Source organism: Nostoc sp. DedQUE02 (assembly GCF_034531035.1).
Taxonomy (GTDB): Bacteria; Cyanobacteriota; Cyanobacteriia; order Cyanobacteriales; family Nostocaceae; genus Nostoc.
Window position 1 is genome coordinate 180347 of the sequence record NZ_JAVRBY020000001.1, and the last position, 18483, is coordinate 198829.

The 18483-nt window shown below is 40.2% G+C and carries 17 protein-coding genes and 1 pseudogene; 9 read left to right on the forward strand and 9 right to left on the reverse strand.

All coding sequences use genetic code 11. The features are described from left to right. Positions 1-92 precede the first annotated feature (92 nt). From RMX98_RS00825 to RMX98_RS00840, 4 genes are all read left to right on the forward strand, one after another. Positions 93-2726 (forward strand): DNA polymerase III subunit alpha, encoded by a 2634-nt coding sequence (locus RMX98_RS00825; RefSeq protein WP_322679178.1) that lies wholly within the window; start codon positions 93-95, stop codon positions 2724-2726. A gap of 81 nt (positions 2727-2807) precedes the next feature. Continuing rightward, entirely contained in the window at positions 2808-3179 is a 372-nt protein-coding gene (locus tag RMX98_RS00830; RefSeq protein WP_322679179.1) for a hypothetical protein, read from the forward strand. A 61-nt stretch (positions 3180-3240) separates the two neighbouring features. After that, the gene (locus RMX98_RS00835; protein ID WP_094330857.1) at positions 3241-3450 is read left to right on the forward strand and encodes a type II toxin-antitoxin system HicB family antitoxin; all 210 of its coding nucleotides are present in this window, start codon (positions 3241-3243) and stop codon (positions 3448-3450) included. Beyond that, positions 3443-3670: a type II toxin-antitoxin system HicA family toxin gene (locus RMX98_RS00840; RefSeq protein WP_322679180.1), complete on the forward strand. Its 228-nt coding sequence runs from the start codon at positions 3443-3445 to the stop codon at positions 3668-3670. The genes RMX98_RS00835 and RMX98_RS00840 overlap by 8 nt, the downstream gene beginning before the upstream one ends. Before the next feature lie 87 nt (positions 3671-3757). On the opposite strand, the gene RMX98_RS00845 is transcribed toward RMX98_RS00840, so the two are convergent. Beyond that, the gene (locus tag RMX98_RS00845; RefSeq protein ID WP_322679181.1) at positions 3758-5485 is read right to left on the reverse strand and encodes an NFACT family protein; all 1728 of its coding nucleotides are present in this window, start codon (positions 5483-5485) and stop codon (positions 3758-3760) included. Between the two features lie 495 nt (positions 5486-5980). Further along, a pseudogene (locus RMX98_RS00850) lies at positions 5981-7216 on the reverse strand (glycosyltransferase family 4 protein); the annotation flags it as partial. A 736-nt stretch (positions 7217-7952) separates the two neighbouring features. Here RMX98_RS00850 and psaK point away from each other — a divergent pair. Further along, positions 7953-8213: a photosystem I reaction center subunit PsaK gene (psaK, locus tag RMX98_RS00855; protein WP_322679182.1), complete on the forward strand. Its 261-nt coding sequence runs from the start codon at positions 7953-7955 to the stop codon at positions 8211-8213. Between the two features lie 262 nt (positions 8214-8475). Here the strand turns inward: psaK and RMX98_RS00860 are convergent, their stop codons facing one another. From RMX98_RS00860 to RMX98_RS00875, 4 genes are all read right to left on the reverse strand, one after another. Next, positions 8476-9027: an opioid growth factor receptor-related protein gene (locus tag RMX98_RS00860; RefSeq protein ID WP_322679183.1), complete on the reverse strand. Its 552-nt coding sequence runs from the start codon at positions 9025-9027 to the stop codon at positions 8476-8478. Between the two features lie 195 nt (positions 9028-9222). Continuing rightward, entirely contained in the window at positions 9223-9636 is a 414-nt protein-coding gene (gene aroH, locus RMX98_RS00865; RefSeq protein WP_322679184.1) for a chorismate mutase, read from the reverse strand. 123 nt (positions 9637-9759) lie between these two features. Continuing rightward, positions 9760-10581, reverse strand: coding sequence for a signal peptide peptidase SppA (sppA, locus tag RMX98_RS00870; RefSeq protein ID WP_322679185.1), 822 nt, complete (start codon positions 10579-10581; stop codon positions 9760-9762). A gap of 540 nt (positions 10582-11121) precedes the next feature. Beyond that, positions 11122-11418 carry a hypothetical protein gene (locus RMX98_RS00875; protein WP_322679186.1) on the reverse strand — a complete coding sequence of 99 codons (297 nt, stop codon included), beginning with the start codon at positions 11416-11418 and terminating at the stop codon, positions 11122-11124. A 468-nt stretch (positions 11419-11886) separates the two neighbouring features. Between RMX98_RS00875 and RMX98_RS00880 the strand changes: the two genes are divergently transcribed. The 4 genes from RMX98_RS00880 (at position 11887) to plsY (ending at position 15399) form a co-directional block, all read left to right on the forward strand. Further along, positions 11887-12681, forward strand: coding sequence for an MlaE family lipid ABC transporter permease subunit (locus RMX98_RS00880; protein ID WP_322679187.1), 795 nt, complete (start codon positions 11887-11889; stop codon positions 12679-12681). A 92-nt stretch (positions 12682-12773) separates the two neighbouring features. Next, positions 12774-13160 (forward strand): DUF3119 family protein, encoded by a 387-nt coding sequence (locus RMX98_RS00885; protein ID WP_322679188.1) that lies wholly within the window; start codon positions 12774-12776, stop codon positions 13158-13160. Positions 13161-13297: 137 nt separating this feature from the next. Further along, positions 13298-14575: a DUF3086 domain-containing protein gene (locus tag RMX98_RS00890; RefSeq protein ID WP_322679189.1), complete on the forward strand. Its 1278-nt coding sequence runs from the start codon at positions 13298-13300 to the stop codon at positions 14573-14575. Positions 14576-14718: 143 nt separating this feature from the next. Next, positions 14719-15399 (forward strand): glycerol-3-phosphate 1-O-acyltransferase PlsY, encoded by a 681-nt coding sequence (gene plsY / locus RMX98_RS00895; protein WP_322679190.1) that lies wholly within the window; start codon positions 14719-14721, stop codon positions 15397-15399. Between the two features lie 87 nt (positions 15400-15486). On the opposite strand, the gene RMX98_RS00900 is transcribed toward plsY, so the two are convergent. The 3 genes from RMX98_RS00900 to RMX98_RS00910 all read right to left on the reverse strand — a co-directional run bounded on the left by RMX98_RS00900 (position 15487) and on the right by RMX98_RS00910 (position 18071). Beyond that, positions 15487-15744, reverse strand: a complete 258-nt coding sequence (locus RMX98_RS00900) for a hypothetical protein (RefSeq protein ID WP_322679191.1) — start codon at positions 15742-15744, stop codon at positions 15487-15489. A 63-nt stretch (positions 15745-15807) separates the two neighbouring features. Beyond that, positions 15808-16047, reverse strand: a complete 240-nt coding sequence (locus RMX98_RS00905; RefSeq protein WP_322679192.1) for a hypothetical protein — start codon at positions 16045-16047, stop codon at positions 15808-15810. Positions 16048-16481: 434 nt separating this feature from the next. Beyond that, positions 16482-18071 carry a PstS family phosphate ABC transporter substrate-binding protein gene (locus RMX98_RS00910; protein WP_322679193.1) on the reverse strand — a complete coding sequence of 530 codons (1590 nt, stop codon included), beginning with the start codon at positions 18069-18071 and terminating at the stop codon, positions 16482-16484. Positions 18072-18483: the final 412 nt, after the last annotated feature.

Below are 18483 nucleotides of genomic sequence, written 5' to 3' on the forward strand. Positions count from 1 at the left end.
CTAAGATTCCGTTGCTTTACAAAATCTGGCTCGAAAGGGTATACCACAAGGTAGGCCCCTAGAGGTGTCTTGGCTTGTGGTTGGAGATGCTTATGTCCTTTGTTCCTTTACATATTCACAGTGACTATAGTTTGCTCGATGGGGCAAGTCAGCTACCAGAGTTGGTAGATCGAGCGATCGCACTGGGAATGAAAGCGATCGCTCTTACCGATCATGGTGTCATGTATGGAGCCGTCGAACTGATCAAAATCTGCCGTAGTCAAAATATTAAGCCGATAATCGGCAATGAAATGTATATCCTAAACGGTGATCTTGAAAAACAAGAACGTCATCGTCCCAAGTATCATCAAGTCGTTTTAGCTAAAAATACCAAAGGTTACAAAAATTTAGTTAAATTAACTACAATTTCTCACCTCCAAGGTGTTCAAGGGAAAGGAATTTTTTCTCGTCCTTGTATTAATAAAGATTTACTCAAACAATATCATGAAGGTTTGATTGTCACCAGCGCTTGTCTGGGTGGAGAAGTTCCCCAAGCAATTCTTAGTAATAGGCCAGATGCCGCCCGGAAAGTTGCCCAATGGTATAAAGATGTATTTGGTGATGATTATTATTTAGAAATTCAAGACCACGGCTCTCAAGAAGACCGGATTGTGAATGTAGAAATAGTCAAAATTGCGCGGGAACTAGGGATTAAAATTGTTGCTACCAATGATTCACATTTTATTTCTTGTTTTGACGTTGAAGCGCACGATGCTTTGCTATGCATTCAAACTAACAAGCTAATTGCTGAAGATAAGCGGATGCGTTATAGCGGCACAGAGTATCTCAAATCTGGTGAAGAGATGCAGCAGCTATTTCGCGATCATTTGCCGGATGATGTAATTGCCGAAGCTGTAGCTACTACTGGAGAAGTGGCCGATAAAGTTGAGCCTTACCATATTATGGGTGAGCCTCAGATACCTACACCTCCCATTCCTTCTGGTCATACTGCTGACACTTACGCCGAAGATGTTGCATGGAGTGGACTGTTAGAACGGTTAAATCGCAAATCTCGCCAAGAAGTCGATTCCGTCTATAAAGAAAGATTGGAATACGAACTGAAGATGATTCAGCAGATGGGTTTTTCCAAATACTTTTTAGTTGTTTGGGACTACATCAAATTTGCTAGAGATAATAATATTCCTGTAGGGCCAGGTCGGGGTTCGGCGGCTGGTTCATTAGTCGCTTATGCGATGCGAATTACTAATATTGACCCTGTACATCATGGGTTATTATTCGAGCGTTTCTTGAACCCAGAACGGAAATCCATGCCTGATATTGATACGGATTTCTGTATTGAACAACGAGATAAAGTGATTGATTATGTCACTGAGAAATATGGTGCAGATAGAGTTGCCCAAATTATTACTTTTAACCGTCTAACTTCTAAAGCAGTTTTGAAAGATGTCGCCAGAGTATTGAATATTCCCTATGGGGAAGCTGACAAAATGGCGAAAATGATTCCTGTGGTGCGGGGAAAACCAACGAAACTCAAGGTGATGGTTTCCGATAAAACTCCAGAACCAGAGTTTAAAGAGAAATATGATAGAGAACCCCATGTTCGCCATTGGCTTGATATGGCGATGCGAATTGAAGGAACTAATAAAACCTTTGGTGTTCATGCAGCAGGCGTGGTAATTTCAGACGAACCACTTGATGAAATTGTGCCGCTACAGAAGAATAATGACGGTTCTGTGATTACCCAATATTTCATGGAAGACCTGGAATCAATGGGTTTGTTGAAAATGGATTTTCTGGGTTTACGGAACCTAACGCTGATTCAAAAAACTGTAGATTTGATTCAAGAAACGAGAGGATATCGGGTCGATCCCGATGAAATTCCCCGCGATGAAAGAAAAGCCCAAAGGATATTAGCTAAAGGCGAACATAGCACTCTACCAAAAGATGTCCAAAAAACTTATGAATTATTAGAAGCAGGTGAGTTAGAAGGGGTATTTCAATTAGAATCTTCTGGTATGCGTCAGATAGTGCGAGATTTGAAACCTTCTAATATAGAAGATATTTCTTCAATTTTGGCACTTTATCGACCTGGCCCATTAGATGCGGGACTGATTCCTAAATTTATTAACCGCAAACATGGTCGAGAAAATATTGATTATCAACACACTGTTTTAGAACCAATTTTAGACGAAACGTATGGAATTATGGTCTATCAAGAGCAAATCATGAAAATTGCTCAAGATATGGCGGGATATTCTTTAGGACAAGCTGACTTGCTGCGTCGGGCGATGGGTAAAAAGAAAGTTTCTGAGATGCAAAAGCAGCGAGAAAAATTCGTGGATGGCGCAGCTAAAAATGGCGTTCAGAAAAAAGTTGCGGATGAATTATTCGAGCAAATGTTGAAGTTTGCGGAATATTGTTTAAGCTATGACACGGAAATATTGACAGTAGAATATGGATTAATGCCGATTGGGAAAATTGTCGAAAAAGGCATTGAATGTACTGTGTACAGTGTTGATGATAATGGAAATATTTACACGCAACCTGTAGCACAGTGGCACGATCGCGGACAACAAGAGGTGTTTGAGTACTGCTTGGAAGATGGTTCAGTGATTCGGGCAACAAAAGACCATAAATTTATGACTGCTGATGGTCAAATGTTGCCAATTGATGAAATATTTGAACGGGAATTGGATTTGATGCGGGTTAATAATTTGCCGAGTTAGCCAGAATAAAACTTTAGTAGTATGAGATTACGCTGTTGAATTAGTAGCGATCATATTTGCAAGACAAATACTTTTATTTTTATGGTTGCTGAAAGCCTCAAACAAGACCCATTGCCTGAGCAGTTACTTTGGTCGGGTGAAGTGCATCGAATAAAGTGGAAAGTCTACTGCATACAGGTGAACCATCCCATTAAGGAAGAACTTGATGAACAGAAGTTTGACGAATATGGATTAGCAGATTCAAGCGATTCATTCTGGCAGTTACGGTTTGAGAGCCAAGATAGTGAATCTTTTGAAACAACTTGGTCTCCACGAGATCGAATCATCTTCGGCACATTGAGTGGATGGTCGAAGTCAGCAATTGGGGATTTGAAAAATGCTCTCATTCAACATCGATGGCAGGGTTCTAAACAGTTTTTTGGGCGCGATCGCTCCATTAATGGGTGTTCATGACGGCAATCTTTATAGAGGGTGATGCTATGCTTGCTATAAAAAGGATTGAGGATACAGTACGATGAAAACTCGCAGCTTTGCAGTCCTTATTTATAAAGAGGACGATATGTATATAGCTGAGTGTCCCGAAGTTGGTACGGTCGATCAGGGTGAGACAATCGAACAGGCAATTGCTAGCTTGAGAGAGGCAACGCAGCTTTACTTAGAGGAATTTCCTCTACCTGAAACATCTCCAAGGTATATGACCAGCATTGAAATCACCTATGCCTAAGTTGCCACGAATCTCAAGTAGGGAGGCAATTCGGGCACTGGAGCGTTTGGGTTTTGAGCAAATTCGACAAACAGGTAGTCATGTTGTGATGAAGAAGCAAACGCCAGAAGGTACGATTGGCTGTGTTGTACCTGTGCATCCAGAATTGAAGGTAGGAACATTGAGTGGCATTCTTAAGCAAGCGCAAGTTATACCGGAAGAGTTCATAGAAAATCTCTAGGCGATCGCTTTGAAGGCGAATTAGATTTGATACAGTTTGATGGGACTGGGGAAACAAGGAGAATAACCCATGCCGAATGACTAATGACTAATGACTAATGACCATTTGTGGTTTTCCCCAAAGTATGCTCTCCTGCTTGTAAATGGCAATTCCCGGTTTTGCTCCTTTGGGTTTATAGACGTGTTTTGGCTGGGTGTAAACTACTGGCACTTGCTCACTCTGACGAGCGCGACTGTAATATGCAGCAAGGTTAGCTACAAATTGCAAATCAGCTTCTTCTGCCACAGCACCCGGTTCTAAACGTAGTAACACATGACTCCCTGGAATTTCTTGAGCGTGGAACCAGATGTCATAATCCCCAGCTACACGAAAGGTTAATTGGTCATTTTGGCGATTGTTACGACCGATTAATACTTCAAAGCCACCAGGGGTAAGGTAACGATAAAAGTTAGTGCTGGGAGGTTCGTTTGCACTGCGACTGCGGTATTCTGGATCTTCTAAATACTTTTGCCCAATCAACTCTTCACGGATTTCTTCTAAAGCTCGTAAATCTTCTGCTGTTTGGTAGGTGTCTATCTGAGCGATCGCAGCTTCTACTTGTTCTAAATACTCAATTTCTGTCTGTACTTCTAACAGTAGCGGCTCCACAGCAGCACGAGCGCGTTTGAGCTTTTGGTGTTGTTTGTAAAGACTTTGGGCATTTTGGACGGCATTTTTATCTGGCTGGAGTGCGATCGCTATTGGTAAATTTGTCTCAAAATCAGCAATGATAATTTCTTTCATCCCCGGTTCCCAGTTTTGCAGGTGAGCCATCAATAAATCTGCTTTTTGCCGATACTCATCGGCTCGATCTGATTGCTGCAAGCGCGTCTCAAAGGTTTGAGCTTTATTGTGTAATTTCGCCAGAATATTATTCAACTTCTGACTCAACTGATGGCGTAATTGGGAAAATAACTGTTGGTTAATCTGGTTACTGTAATAGCGGTTCAGTAACTCCTGGATATTTTTGACCTTTTCAACTGCACCCCAACCCATTACGGTGTAACCATCTTTTGTCCAAGCGGGTTGAAATTCTTTGGAATCTAGAGCTTGCAGCCATTCTTGCCAACGCTCAAATAGCCGTCGCCAGTCGTCGGGGTTGAGAGTATTGGTAGATGTTTCTGATGCGATATTTGCTTCTAGCAGCATTAACTCCACTAGTGCAGCACTCAAGCCACTATAACTTTTGAGCAATTGCCGCTTGATTGCTCCTGGTACTAAACTTACCCGTTCTTGCCAACGTTCTTGAGATTCACTCAAGTAGGGGACACTTCCAGTTAGTTTCGGTGGTGTTTCATAAAATTGTCCGGTTTGGATAGGACGGACGCTAGATTGTTGCTGACTGACTTGATGAGCGGCGGTGATAATTATATTGTTAGCGTCGGTGAGAATGACGTTGCTATACTTGCCCATAATTTCTGCATAGACATGATATAGAGCGCTTTCTCCAGGACGACGGGCAAATTGTAAATCAATCACACGCTCCCAAGGGGCGATCGCTTCAATACTTACCAGTGCCAAACCACCCAATTGATGTATTAATTGTTGGCTAAAGGTAAAGGTATCTGGCGATCGCGGTGGCGGATCGCCAATACAAATATGTGCAGCTTGGGGATGCCAAGAAATTTGTAGCCAATCTCGCTGTTCTAGGGTGCGTAATGCCATAGCAATCGTGTAGCGATCGCGCTGGTAAACTTGTTCTAAGCGTGATGGTAGCCAGTTAGCGCGGATTTCGCTACAAGCAGCTGTGAGAGTGGTAAAGTCAACTGGTTGCAAAGCGATTACTTGTTAACATTCAAATGGTAGCGATCGCTATGCTTTTATTTTTGTTTAGTTAAAGCATAACAGACCTCACCTATCATAGCGGTTACTTGCTTTGGTGATAACTGCGAATCAAAAAACGCAGAAATTATCATCAGATAAGCTTCTGCGTTTAAGTGATAAGTTCGTTTTTTATACAGTTTGTTTTTGGTGTTGAGTTTTCCAAGTTCAGGCGATGCCTACGGCGGGCTTCTCTACTAGAGGCTACGCCCGAAGCGTAGCTATGCCGCAGGCTTTACGCCTACGCTACCAAATATAAACCCAAAATATTATCCGAGTTACTCACTCACCATTATCTGTTAAACAAAAGCGTTATTTAGCAGCTAAAACTGGTTCTTTTGCTGCTGATTGCACTAGTTCGGTGGTTGAGTGTACTAGTTCTTTTGCTGCTGATTGCACTAATTCGGCGGTTGAGTGTACTAGTTCTTTTGCTGTTGAGGCTACTGTTTGTGGCTGCATCAGTTCGGTGTAAAGTTCACTCAGTTGATGTGCAACACCATCCCAGCTAAACTTAGTTTCGACGCGCTTTCTACCAGCTTTACCCAATTCATCTCGCCATTCTGGATTTAAGAGAATTCGGTCAATCGCAGAGGCAAAAGCATCTACATCTTGCGGTGGAGCCAATAAACCAGTTTTTTCATTAACTACAGTAAACTGAAGTCCGCCGACATCGCTTGCTATCACTGGTGTACCGCTTGCCATCGCTTCGATCGCCACTAGTCCAAAGGGTTCGTAGTGACTGGGAACAACGCAAACATCGGCAGCAGCGTAATAAGTTGGTAAAACATCTTGACTCAGACGACCTGCAAAGGTGGTAAAGTCGCTCATTCCCAATTCGTTGACGATTTGCCCAATGCGATCGCGCTCAATTCCGTCGCTGTTACCTGGAGTGCTACCACCACCAATAATTAGCTGGATATTTTTGGAGTTGCGTAGTTGAGATTCGTTTACCGCCCGTACCAAAGTTTCTATACCTTTGCGTTGATCGAAGCGCCCCACGTATAGTACAACTTTGGTTTCTTTATCAATCCCCAATTCAGCCCTGGCTGCTTCTCGTGCAATGGAGCCAAAGCGCTGAATATCTGTACCACAGGGAATGATATCGATATTGCCTTTTGTGGAAACTAGCGATCGCATGTGTTCTTCTTCTTGCGGACTTGTCGCTACAATTCGCTCTGCTTTTTCCAAGACTTGTTTTTCCACTGCTAATCGCTGACTAGCAATTAGAGGAATATTTTCTATAGTGTTATATTTTACAGCTCCTAAGGAGTGGTAGGTGTGAACCTGTTTACTCTTTTGGATTTTATTTAACTGCATCCCCACCCAACTAGAGAGCCAATAATTAGTGTGAACTAATTCGTATGTAATTTCGTTTTTTACTTGAAATTTGAGGAAATTATCTACAAATTCTGGCAGATATTCAAAAATTTCATCTCGCGGCACAAACTCAAGGGGGCCAGCTTTTAAACGGATAGTTCGACAATTTTTGCTATGTTCAACTATCGAGTCTTGCTCCAGACTCGCTTTGCGGGTAAACATATCAACTTGCCATCCCAGCTGCGCTAGTGCTTCACCCACATTACGCACATAAACATTTTGTCCCCCAGCTTCTTCTTTCCCTATCTCAATCGCTGGGTCTCCGTGGACGGAAATCAAGGCGATACGTTTTTCGGTGGTAGAGTTCATAGTTTGTGTGTTGCTGATTTTAACAAAGTTTTAGATTGTTCCAAGCACGTGTTATAGCACACTTGCCTGAATTGTTTAGGAACTTTGATTAATGTTGATTTTAATTTACTATGTCTAATATTTTTTAACATCCTCTGCCAGAAGTATACTTTTAGATTAAATACAAATAATATTTAATTTCTTTAGATATAGGAAATTGTGATATTTACAGCTCATACTTTTGATAGATGAAAATTATATTTCCTCGTTAGCATTAATATATTTAATCTCATAGATATAGCAATCTTATTTAAATTGCTCTCCACTGAGAGACTTAGAACCCAATACAGTTTAGTTAAGAAAATAATCTGTTGAGGCAGGCAGGGGAGGCTGGCGTTACAGGGGAAGCAAGGGAAGAAAAAATGCTTAACCCAAGCGTATTGACTTAAAGCCTCAACTTATTCAAGAAATAGGAGTTTTTTTATTCCTAACTCCTGCACGGATAGCTATAGATGCATTAGAGTTATTTAGGCTAAATTACAGATGTTATAAGTATAAATTAAGCAAAAATTTACTTAGTTTAGATATTTAAATTTAAACCACTTACCACGCTCATATCACCGCGTTAAACTCATATTCTATTAAGTAATAAGAATAAGTGTTAAATATTGATGCAAAATCGGGTATTTTCTTGAATTTGCTTCGGAAAGTTTCAGATTATATTTTCAACCATTAATAAATTTCAGGAGCAAATCAGGTGTTTACTTCGACCTTACTCGCTGCTGCAACCACACCCCTGCAATGGAGTCCGACAGTTGGGCTGATTATCATTATCGCTAATATCATTGCCATTGCCTTTGGCAAATCTACCATCAAGTATCCTAATGCAGAACCAGCACTACCCTCACCCAATTTATTTGGTGGTTTTGGTTTGCCAGCCCTTTTAGCAAGTACCGCCTTTGGTCATATCTTAGGAGTGGGCGCTGTCTTAGGGCTGCATAACCTGGGAAGAATTTAGGTTCTTATCCAAGTTAGCCTTTATCTAATGATTATTTTGTCTCCAGCTTTGAGCCAGAGAGTTAGTTCTCTGGCTCTTTTTTATTTTTGAATTGGTGCTTGCTGGTAGATAATTTAACATAGAAGCAAATATGACATCTTGTGGATACTTGAGTCGAATAACTTGATACAAAACTACGTCAATGGCAACCTGATATTGCTCAACAAGTGCGAAAATGCCTTGCAACCAACCATCTCAATTACATCGAAACTCAGCAAGATTGTTACATTATCGCATTGGGTTTGACCGCATTTGTCCAATATTGAAATGTTTTATCTCCAATTTGATCGCTATTGTGACTGTAGATTTGCCGCAAGCATTCATAAAAAGCTTGGGCTTCATTCTGTAATCCAAATGTCATCAAGCACTTTAAGATACGGGTGATGCGAAGATAATTGTGGTCAAACATAGAGACCCATTCACGTTTGCGATTCGGATAGTCTTCTGACTGGCTGACAACTATTTTTCCATCATTACTCTCGTGGCGTTGCAACCCATAAAAATGAAGTATGACTGTGAAGGAACGCAGCAAATTTTGACGGAGGTGGGGGTTGCTTTGAAATGCTTGAATTACTTGCTCATCAACGATGGGTGAATCAGAATTAAATGCACTCTGCTCAGGTAAAGGAAACAACCACTGAATGTAATCATGGGTGCATTCCAATTCTTCAAAATCCCAAGCCCACATTTGTTGAATTGTCCGACCTTTTGAATCTCGTTTTTCACCTAGATAAAACGGAACAAGCATTGCAGTGAGTTCTTTTTGATGATTCATTGCAAACTCCCTTCACAACTTGACATCTTGATTTTGGCGCGTTGGCGCAGCCCGCCGTAGGCATCGCCCCACCAATCATCTAAAATCACTACAAAAAGCTACTGTCTTCCACCAATAGCAGCAGGTTGAGTAGTCGCATCACCACCATCGCAAATCCTTTTGTGCTGTTTTTCACACAGGCTTTACTTAAATAACTTACACTTTTGACTTAACTATTGGCTGTGATGTTTGTAATGACTGGGGCAAACTCCAGTCAGGACGCAAGCTGGCGGCGTTGCGTAAATAAATATGATGAATTGAGGCGGAGGCTGGCAGGTAGGCGTGAATTAAGAACCGAATGCAGCGCTGTAAGCTACCTTCGACGTGCATTTGCTGTACATCCAACATAGCCACATTATCCCAACCAGGACGCGCTCTGGCGATCGCAGCTGGAAAAATAGCATCCAAATCGCGTGTTACAGAGAAAGTCACACTGATAATATCCTTTGGCTGGAATTGATTCCGGTTTTCCAGTTCATCTAGTAGTTCTGTAACCACCTCTTGGATTACCTCAACAGTATTTTCTGAAGCGGTTGTTGCTCCGCGAATAGCCCGCATTTGCCAGTCCACGCCAAAATCCTCCTTAAAACACAAAAGTGAGGAATTAGGAGTTGAGAATAAGAAGTTAAGATTTTTAACTCATAACTCCTGTCAGATGCGATTAATCGCGTCTCTCCTAACTCCTAATTCATATTAGGGTCGATATAACCACAGAGGTAAACCACTGGTAGACATTTCAAATTCGAGCCAATCAATACCAGCTCCAATTCCTGATGAAAACTGACGGCTTCCTGGTAGAAAGCGATTCAATAAGGGTTTACGTTCTTCTAGGGTATAGCAGAGAGTTTTTTCTGGATCAAGACCAACCAGTTCTGCTGTCCAGCGACGGGCATCTTCTTCTGTGCCCAGGCGATCTACAACACCCAATTCTAGGGCTTGCTGTCCAGTAAAAATCCGACCATCGGCGAAACTTTTCACAGCTTCTACCGTTAAAGAACGGCCATCAGCTACCGTTTGCACAAACTGCTGATAACTTGTGTCAATCAATTCTTGCAGGATATTTTCTTCTGGTTGAGTTAGCTGCCGATCAAAAGCCAAAATGTCTTTGTAAGGGCCAGACTTAATTACCTGGAAGGAAACACCAATTTTTTCTAGCAAGCGTTCTAAGTTATTTCCACGCAGAATCACACCAATACTACCCGTAATCGTACCTGGGTTGGCGACGATGTGTTCGGCTCCCATGCCGATGTAGACTCCTCCAGAAGCCGAGATATTGCCGAAGCTAGCAACGATTTTGATTTTTTCGCGCAAACGCTTCAGGGCGCTGTAGATTTCTTGGGAATCTCCGACCGTACCGCCAGGGCTATCAATACGTAGCAATAATGCCGGAAACTTTTTTTCTTCTACAGTTTTCAGGGCTTCTAGGACGCGTTTGCGAGTAGCACTGGCGATCGCACCAGTAATTTCAATCCGCGCAATTTGTTTTTTAAACTTGGGCTTAAACGGCCAAACCATGAGCTGTAAACATACCTCGTAATAAATTTAATATAAGATGTCTAACGGTCAGACGACCTGCTTTGCTCTGTTAAGAAACATGAGCAGGCATTGTACTCATCAGGATTTTAAGGAAATTTTTATATTTTTCAGTGAGTTTTATTTGATATTCTCGATGAATGCTAATTAAATCCTTAACGATTGCACCTAACACAAAATGCCAAACTCTAGTTTAGCGTTAACGTGATGATTTAGAAAGGCTATTTTTGCTATTTTGCAAAATTCACAATTCCCAATCCCTTGTTATTATGGCTTTTTTAATCTTTGAGAACTGGTTTAATCTGGTCGCGCACCTTTATTAGTTGTCAGTAATTAATAACTAATAACTAATGAATAATAAATATTTAATTAATCACTTCGACATTCAATTTAATTAATAAAAATTCCTTTTGCAACACTAACCTCTATTTAGGTTAAGACCAGTAGTACTTTCACTTTTGGAAATATCACTTTTTTTGAGCTTTTATAGCCCACGATCGCCTGACGAAGCTATTTCACTATTTATGAATCTATTCGCAAAATTTGATATCGGTAATATACGTACATATCAAACAGTGCGCCGACGAAACTACAGGTAAAGCTAATTACAAATAATCCGCGTAGAGGAGTTCCACTGCCGAAGGTGGCAAGAAAATGGATAATCTCAGTAGCGATCGCTGCCGTTAACTCTTGTAAGCTAGGGAAATGGCCAATGAGAGATAGAAAAAGCAATCCGCCGCCAACGAAGAACATGGGAACGACAAAACTAAATATGATCGTCAGTAGTAGGGAGCGGAGAAAGTTAGTGAAAATAGTCATTTAAGACAACTCCGTGAGTAGAGATGACAAGCGCAAGATAGCGATTTGTCATTTTCTACAATAAGTGCGATCGCTCCAGAGCAGACAATCTGTCAAAAATCTTAAGTTTTAATTAAAATAAAGGGCAAGCAGTTACAGCACATGCTGGGGATATAAAAATTCAATCCAATCTCCAAAAACCTTGCAAAATCGAGATTATAGCCAAGAATACTACTTATTTATTGCTTTGTAGCACGTTCAATAACAGCTTAACTTTCTGAGAGCATCTTTAATCTAAGTTAATGTTTATGCTGATTAGGGGAGTGGGGAGCAGGAGGCAGGAGGCAGGAGGCAGGGGGACAAAGTGACTAGAGTGAGAACTTGCAACAAATTTTTCCCCATTCCCCATTCCCCATTCCCCATTCCCCATTCCCCATTCCCCATGACTTCCGCTATTCTTAAGGCAGTTACCGAGTTAGCTACAGAACATTGAACCAGACTACATCCAAATCCAGTTTAACGGAATGGAGTCAGCGATTGCTGGCAGCGATTTTTCTGGGTGGGCAAGTACTAGTTCACCTATTGAAAGGCAAAATCCATCGGCGCAACACCTTAGAACAAATGGCAGCAGTTGGGCCAGATTCCCTATTTATTGCTCTATTGACGGCTATTTTCGTTGGCGCAGTGTTTACTATTCAGGTAGCGCGAGAATTTATCAACTTTGGGGCCGGAAACATTATCGGCGGAGTCCTTTCTGTAGCGTTGACACGAGAACTCACTCCTGTGTTGACAGCAGTGATTTTGGCTGGGCGAGTTGGTTCTGCCTTTGCAGCCGAAATCGGTACCATGCGAGTCTCAGAACAAATCGATGCTATGTTGATGTTAAGAACAGATCCAATCGATTATCTGGTTATTCCCCGCGTCCTTGCTTGCTGTTTAATGCTACCAATTTTAACCCTTCTGTCTTTAGTGACAGGGATGTTTGGAGGATTCATCATTGCGACAAGTATCTACAATCTCTCTGATACGGTATTTCTAGACTCAGCCCGTAATTTTCTTGGTCTTTGGGATATTTTTAGCGCCATGATTAAGGCGTGTTGCTTTGGCATTTTAATCGCTGTAATTGGTTGTAGTTGGGGGCTGACGACAACAGGAGGTGCCAAAGGTGTAGGACAGTCAACAACAACTGCTGTTGTGACTGCCTTACTAATTATATTTGTTAGCAACTTCTTCCTTTCTTGGTTGATGTTTCAGGGAACTGGCAGTGCATTCATCGGGCTATAAAACTGATGAGTTAGGAGTGAGGAATTTTAACTCCTAACTCCTAACTCCTAAAATAGGAGAGATGCCTACTAAACAAAGCAGGATTTAAGACTGTGACCACTTCATTTGCTCCTAACTCCACATCAACTGTGGAACTTAAGCCTAGTTACAATATACCTATAGTGTTGGTGATTGCGGCGATTCCCATCCTGTTGGTACAACCGTGGGTAGGCTCCGTTCTCACACTGTTTGGTTTGTTTCTCATGTTTCAGGCGTTAACGCTGCGTTTGCAATTTACCGCCACCGACTTAGATATTTACAGAGGCGAAAAATTGATTCGACGCTTTCCCTACCAGGAATGGCAAAATTGGCGGATATTCTGGAATAGAGTCCCCATCTTGTTTTACTTTAAAGAAATTAAAAGTATTCACTTTTTGCCGATTTTATTTGACCCCAATACCTTGAAAACTTGCTTAGAACAACGTTGTCCGCGTATTTAGTACTGAGTGTCATCAGTGCTGAGTTGTTTTAATTTAGATTCATAACTCAGTACTGATAACTCAGGATTTTTATGGCAGGTCAATTGTAATATTTCTGAAAGCTATTTATTCGCGTTATCGGAATTAGACTATCGTTTATGAACCTAGAGGCATCTCAAACCCCAGAACCAATTGATGAGCGGTTGACAGAAAAACCAGAAGAGAATAGTGCAGTTGAAAATCCAGTAAATATATCTGTTGAGCCAGTGCTAGAAACAGAAACCATTAGCTCATCAGAAAACTACACAACTTTTGAGCCACTCATTTCCAATGCAGAAGTGGTAGATTCGACAGTAGAGCTAACAGAAAATTCCAATGGCGAGTTTGTAGCGCAGTTAGAAGCAGAAAATGTCGCCCTGGGATCTGAAATAGGATCGGGAAATCATTCATCATTATATGCACAAGCAGAGCAGCGAGTCGCAGAGTTGCAGAGCGCTGAAGCAGCTCTCAAGTCAGAAATAACCAAGCTGCAAGCTTCTTACGAAAACCTGCAAGCACAGGTGAGTGAAACTCAAACTTCATTGGGACGACTCGTACAAGAGTCACTGGTGCAGTTGGAACAACGTAAACAAACCTTACAAATTTCTGTAGAACAACTAGAACGCCGTCAAGAACGTATCCGCAACGAGATGCGAACCACTTTTGCTGGTACATCCCAAGACTTGGCAATTCGAGTGCAGGGTTTTAAAGACTATCTCACGGGTAGTTTACAGGATTTGGCCGTTGCTGCTGAACAGTTGCAACTGACCCCAACTGTGGTAGAACGAGAAAAACCATCTGTAAAAGAGGCTAAACCGGCTGAACCACAGTCTGGAATACCCCAATTTGCCCAACAGCAGTTTCAAGATACTATAAAGCAAATTCGCCGTTTAATTGACCAATACCGCAATAAACCAGATTACTACGGCCCACCGTGGCAACTACGCCGTACCTTTGAACCAATCCATGCTGAACGAGTCTCTAACTGGTTTTTTACCCAAGGGGGACGGGGTGGTTTGCGGACAATGGGTAGCCGCTTACAGAATATCCTGATTGCCTCAGCTGCAATTTCGATATTACACAAACTGTATGGCGATCGCGTCCGTACTTTGGTCTTAGCTAATACACCAGAGCGATTAGGTGAATGGCGGCGCGGCTTGCAGGACTGTCTAGGAATCGGTCGCCCAGATTTCGGGCCAGACCGGGGTGTGGTATTATTTGAGGCATCTGATGCTGTCGCTCAGAAAGCAGACCGATTGACGAAAGCCAATCAACTACCCTTAATTATCATTGACGATTCAGAAGAACAAATCAGTTTGTCACTGCTACAATTTCCCCTGTGGTTAGCTTTTGCTCCTGACCCCAAAACAGTGAGAAACTATGATGACGACTTTTAAATGAGTCATTGGTCACTTGTACTGAGCGTAGTCGAAGTATTAGTCATTGGTCATTGGTCATTAGTCAAGAGATATTACTCTTGACTTTTTTAAATTTTAAATTTTGAATTTTGAATTTTGAATTTTGAATTTTGAATTGTATTATGGCTATTTGGTTAACTCTGTGTGGGGCAATTGTTGTCATAGCTTATCTGCTGGGTTCTTTTCCCACTGGCTATATTGCTGTGAAGCAGTTAAAAGGTATTGATATTCGAGAAGTTGGTTCAGGTTCCACTGGCGCAACTAATGTACTAAGAACTTTGGGGAAAGGGCCAGGAGCGTTCGTTTTAGTACTTGATTCTTTGAAGGGAGTATTAGCGATCGCTCTAGTTTATTGGTTGTTCAATTTTGAGCCAATTCAAAATTATATCCCTCCAACAGTAGATGCACAAGTGTGGCAACCGTGGATAGTAACCTTAGCTGGGTTAGCTGCCATTTTGGGACATAGTAAATCAATTTTTTTGGGTTTTACCGGTGGTAAATCCGTTGCTATCAGCTTGGGAATTTTGTTGGCAATGAGTTGGCAGATAGGTTTAGCAACGGCGGCTGTGTTTGCTGTTGTTGTGGCAATATCGCGGATTGTCTCTTTGAGTTCAATTGCAGGTGCGATCGCAGTTTCCATTTTCATGGTACTTTTGCATCAACCCTTACCCTATATTTTGTTTGGGATTGCTGGTGGATTGTATGTGATTTTGCGCCATCGCACTAATATCGAACGACTGCTTGCAGGAACAGAGCCAAAAATTGGGCAAAATGTAGCGACAGAACCAGAGCAAACTGCATGATAAGTAAGTGGGAGCCAAACTCCCCTGTTTGAAACGGGGTTAGGGGAGAGGTTCTTCCAGAATCAAATATTGATTGGTGTTTTAGGCTTAGGAGCCAATGTTACCTTTAATTAAACGGTGGAAAAGGCGGCAAGGCCACAAAAAAGCTCCACAAATACTGACTGAGGCAATGGCGGCCACAACTCGCCAACTCGAACTAGGTTCAGTGGCAGACTCTGAAGGATTAGCTTGTCTGCTTTTAGCTAGTTCTGGCATTGAATGAAATAGCTGACTGGCTGTACTCACCCCTTCAATCGCTGCTCCAATTAGATAAGCTACTAGGGCAATTACTAGCCAGTGATTCATAATATTGCACTGTTTGAACTCTGAGCGTATGCTTGGCAGTAAGCAATCATTTTATTTATCGTACTAATGATTGCCGCCTTGCCCTAAAGATAATCGACCTTCAGCTGTATCGCGAATTAAGGGCAGTTTAGATTTTATGTAAGTATTGAGAGTGCTATCTGCCTGGGAATCAAGTCCCTGCTTTGCTTTTAACTGCTGGAGGAGCAATTGTACTAAAGCAGCATCATCAAACTGGAGCAGGGTGCTGACCTGGGTAGACTCGATTACAGCCCAGAGCTGTTGCATCATTTTGGCAGTTACCATGAAGCCTGTAACCTCTTAAGCTTTTCTTTATATTTACACGAATTTGCAATTTATGGTTAGCTTTTATCTGAAGATTTATAAACAGGTAAGCTGGAAACACTTGATTAAATATTAAAGTTTAGACTAAGACATGATATAATGACTCGGTACTACTGACTAGAAAAGCTACATATATAAAAATATAACAATTAAAAGACCAAGCTAACTTAGCTGGTTTTTTGTGCTTTACGATACTTTTTTAACTCTTTAGTAGCGAATTATATGCACATTTGGTTTTCCTAGTAGTCCAGCCGGGAGCAGTTGTGAGAAGTTAAAATAAAGCGCTATCAATCTGTTAAAATACTCAAAATAATCTTAGTAAAAATGATCATACTGTACCTGAAAAGAGGCGAACGTTGCTCACCTCTTATTGTTAATTACAGGCGATCGCTGTTTTACTTAATAGGAATAAAATTTGCTTTTTTTATGACTTTTTGACCTTTTTCTGAAAGAAGCCAACTAGTATAGAAATCTCCTATGCTATTATTTTTATCATCTTCTCTAAAGATGACAAAAATTTGTCTTTTAAAAGCATAATTATCACGAATTCCATCTAGAGATTGTTTTCTTGTTTTTCTTGAGCATTGATTATTGTATGTACCATCTTCTTGATATACAGAAATAGGCTTTTCTTGTTTTGTATAGCTAACTGATAATGTATTTATTAAGCATTGATCAACTATTTCGGATGCACTACCAAAATAAATGCCACCAGGGTCTTTTTGTTTTAATTGTTGAAGTGCTTCGGTGTTTGTATCTACAGTAACAACCCCTTCGCTAAAATCTCTTCCACTCAAAACAGAGTCTTTAAAAAACATAGTATTTGGATGCTTATCTCCTAATTTATATGGTGTGATTTTTAAATCCTGGCCACCGAGTTGTTTCCAATTAGTTATTTCACCTGTATAAATTTTCTTGAGTTCAGGAAATGTTATGCTTTGAAGATTTAATTCTTGATTAACAGCTATAGCAATTAAATAATAACCTACAGAAACTGTTTTTAATTTTACTTCTATTTCCTTAGCTTCTTTGCTTTGATCTGAACTAGGAGAGCTTATTGATTGGACAAAATCAATCTCACCTTTGATTAATCTATTAACAGCTGTTCTTGGATCATAAGTTGCAGAGTTTAATTTAAGCTTGGCTAACTCTTTACTAGCAACTATTTCTTTATTTATATCATCCCATGTTCCGACCTGAGAATACGAAAACTCCCTTTTAGGTAAATTCATATATTTAATATATAATTCCATATTAGAATAGTTTTTAATACTAAATATAGTAGTTCCAATCAATAAAGTTGTTGAGCCTACCAATAAAGCAGTCATTTTAAGTGGATTTTTATTAATTTTATAAAATAATTTTTTTAATGTTCTTGATGTCCAATGCTTTGACAAGTCTTTATCTAAATCTATATACTTAATTTTAATATCTATATAATGCTTCTGTACAGTATTTTTAAAACTATTCAAAACACTTATAGTTTGTATAGCTTCAGCTTGTTCTTGTTCTGTAAGTCCTTGCTTATTCAAACTAAATAATATGGTTGAGATTGTCCTCCTCACTGGTTGATCGTGCTGGCTTTTTTTAAAAGTATCTTCTTTGAATAATTCAAAATATTTTGCAATAGCTTTAAAATAAGACAAAAACTCTTCTGAATCTGTAGCTTCTTTTTTAATCCTTTCCGATTTTTCAGTGAGTTTTGAAACAAGATTTTCTGTTTCGTTCGCAAAATCATCTATGCTTAAATATTGGTAAATATCCGAATTGGAATTAGAATTATTATTGACACTTTTGCCTTGTTTAATATCTTTAATTTCTATACATTTTTGTTGGATTAAATTCAAAACTTCTTGATGGAAATTCTCAATTTCTTTATGGATCTGTTTTATATCTAACTGTAAAATATTATCTTCATTAAGATATATTTTATCAATGTAATTCATAACAAATTTCGCTGCTGTCAAAACTTGAGTACCTGTCATATAAAAACTCCAAATTAATTTGTCTCATATTTAATCAATCACCTCACCATGCAGTATTTACGGAAAATTTAAACTAAACAGGGCAAATATAGCGAAGCTATCACTAAATCCAAAGTAGTGAGTGAGTATTCGTGACGCTTAAAATATAAAGTGCTTTTTGTCAACCAGTTAAAATACTCAAAATATTCTTAATAAGAATGAGCCTTTTATATGGCAATAAGCTTGAGTTAGTGCCAAAAATCTTAAACTGTGTAGGTTGGGTTGAGGAAGGAAACCCAACATTTCTGGAGCTTTGTTGGGTTGCGCTTTGCTTAACCCAACCTACAATTTTTCTTAACTGAACTGTATTGTTCTATATGGGGCGAAGTCACTCAAACTATAGAAGTAAACAATTCAAAACTAGATATCCCAT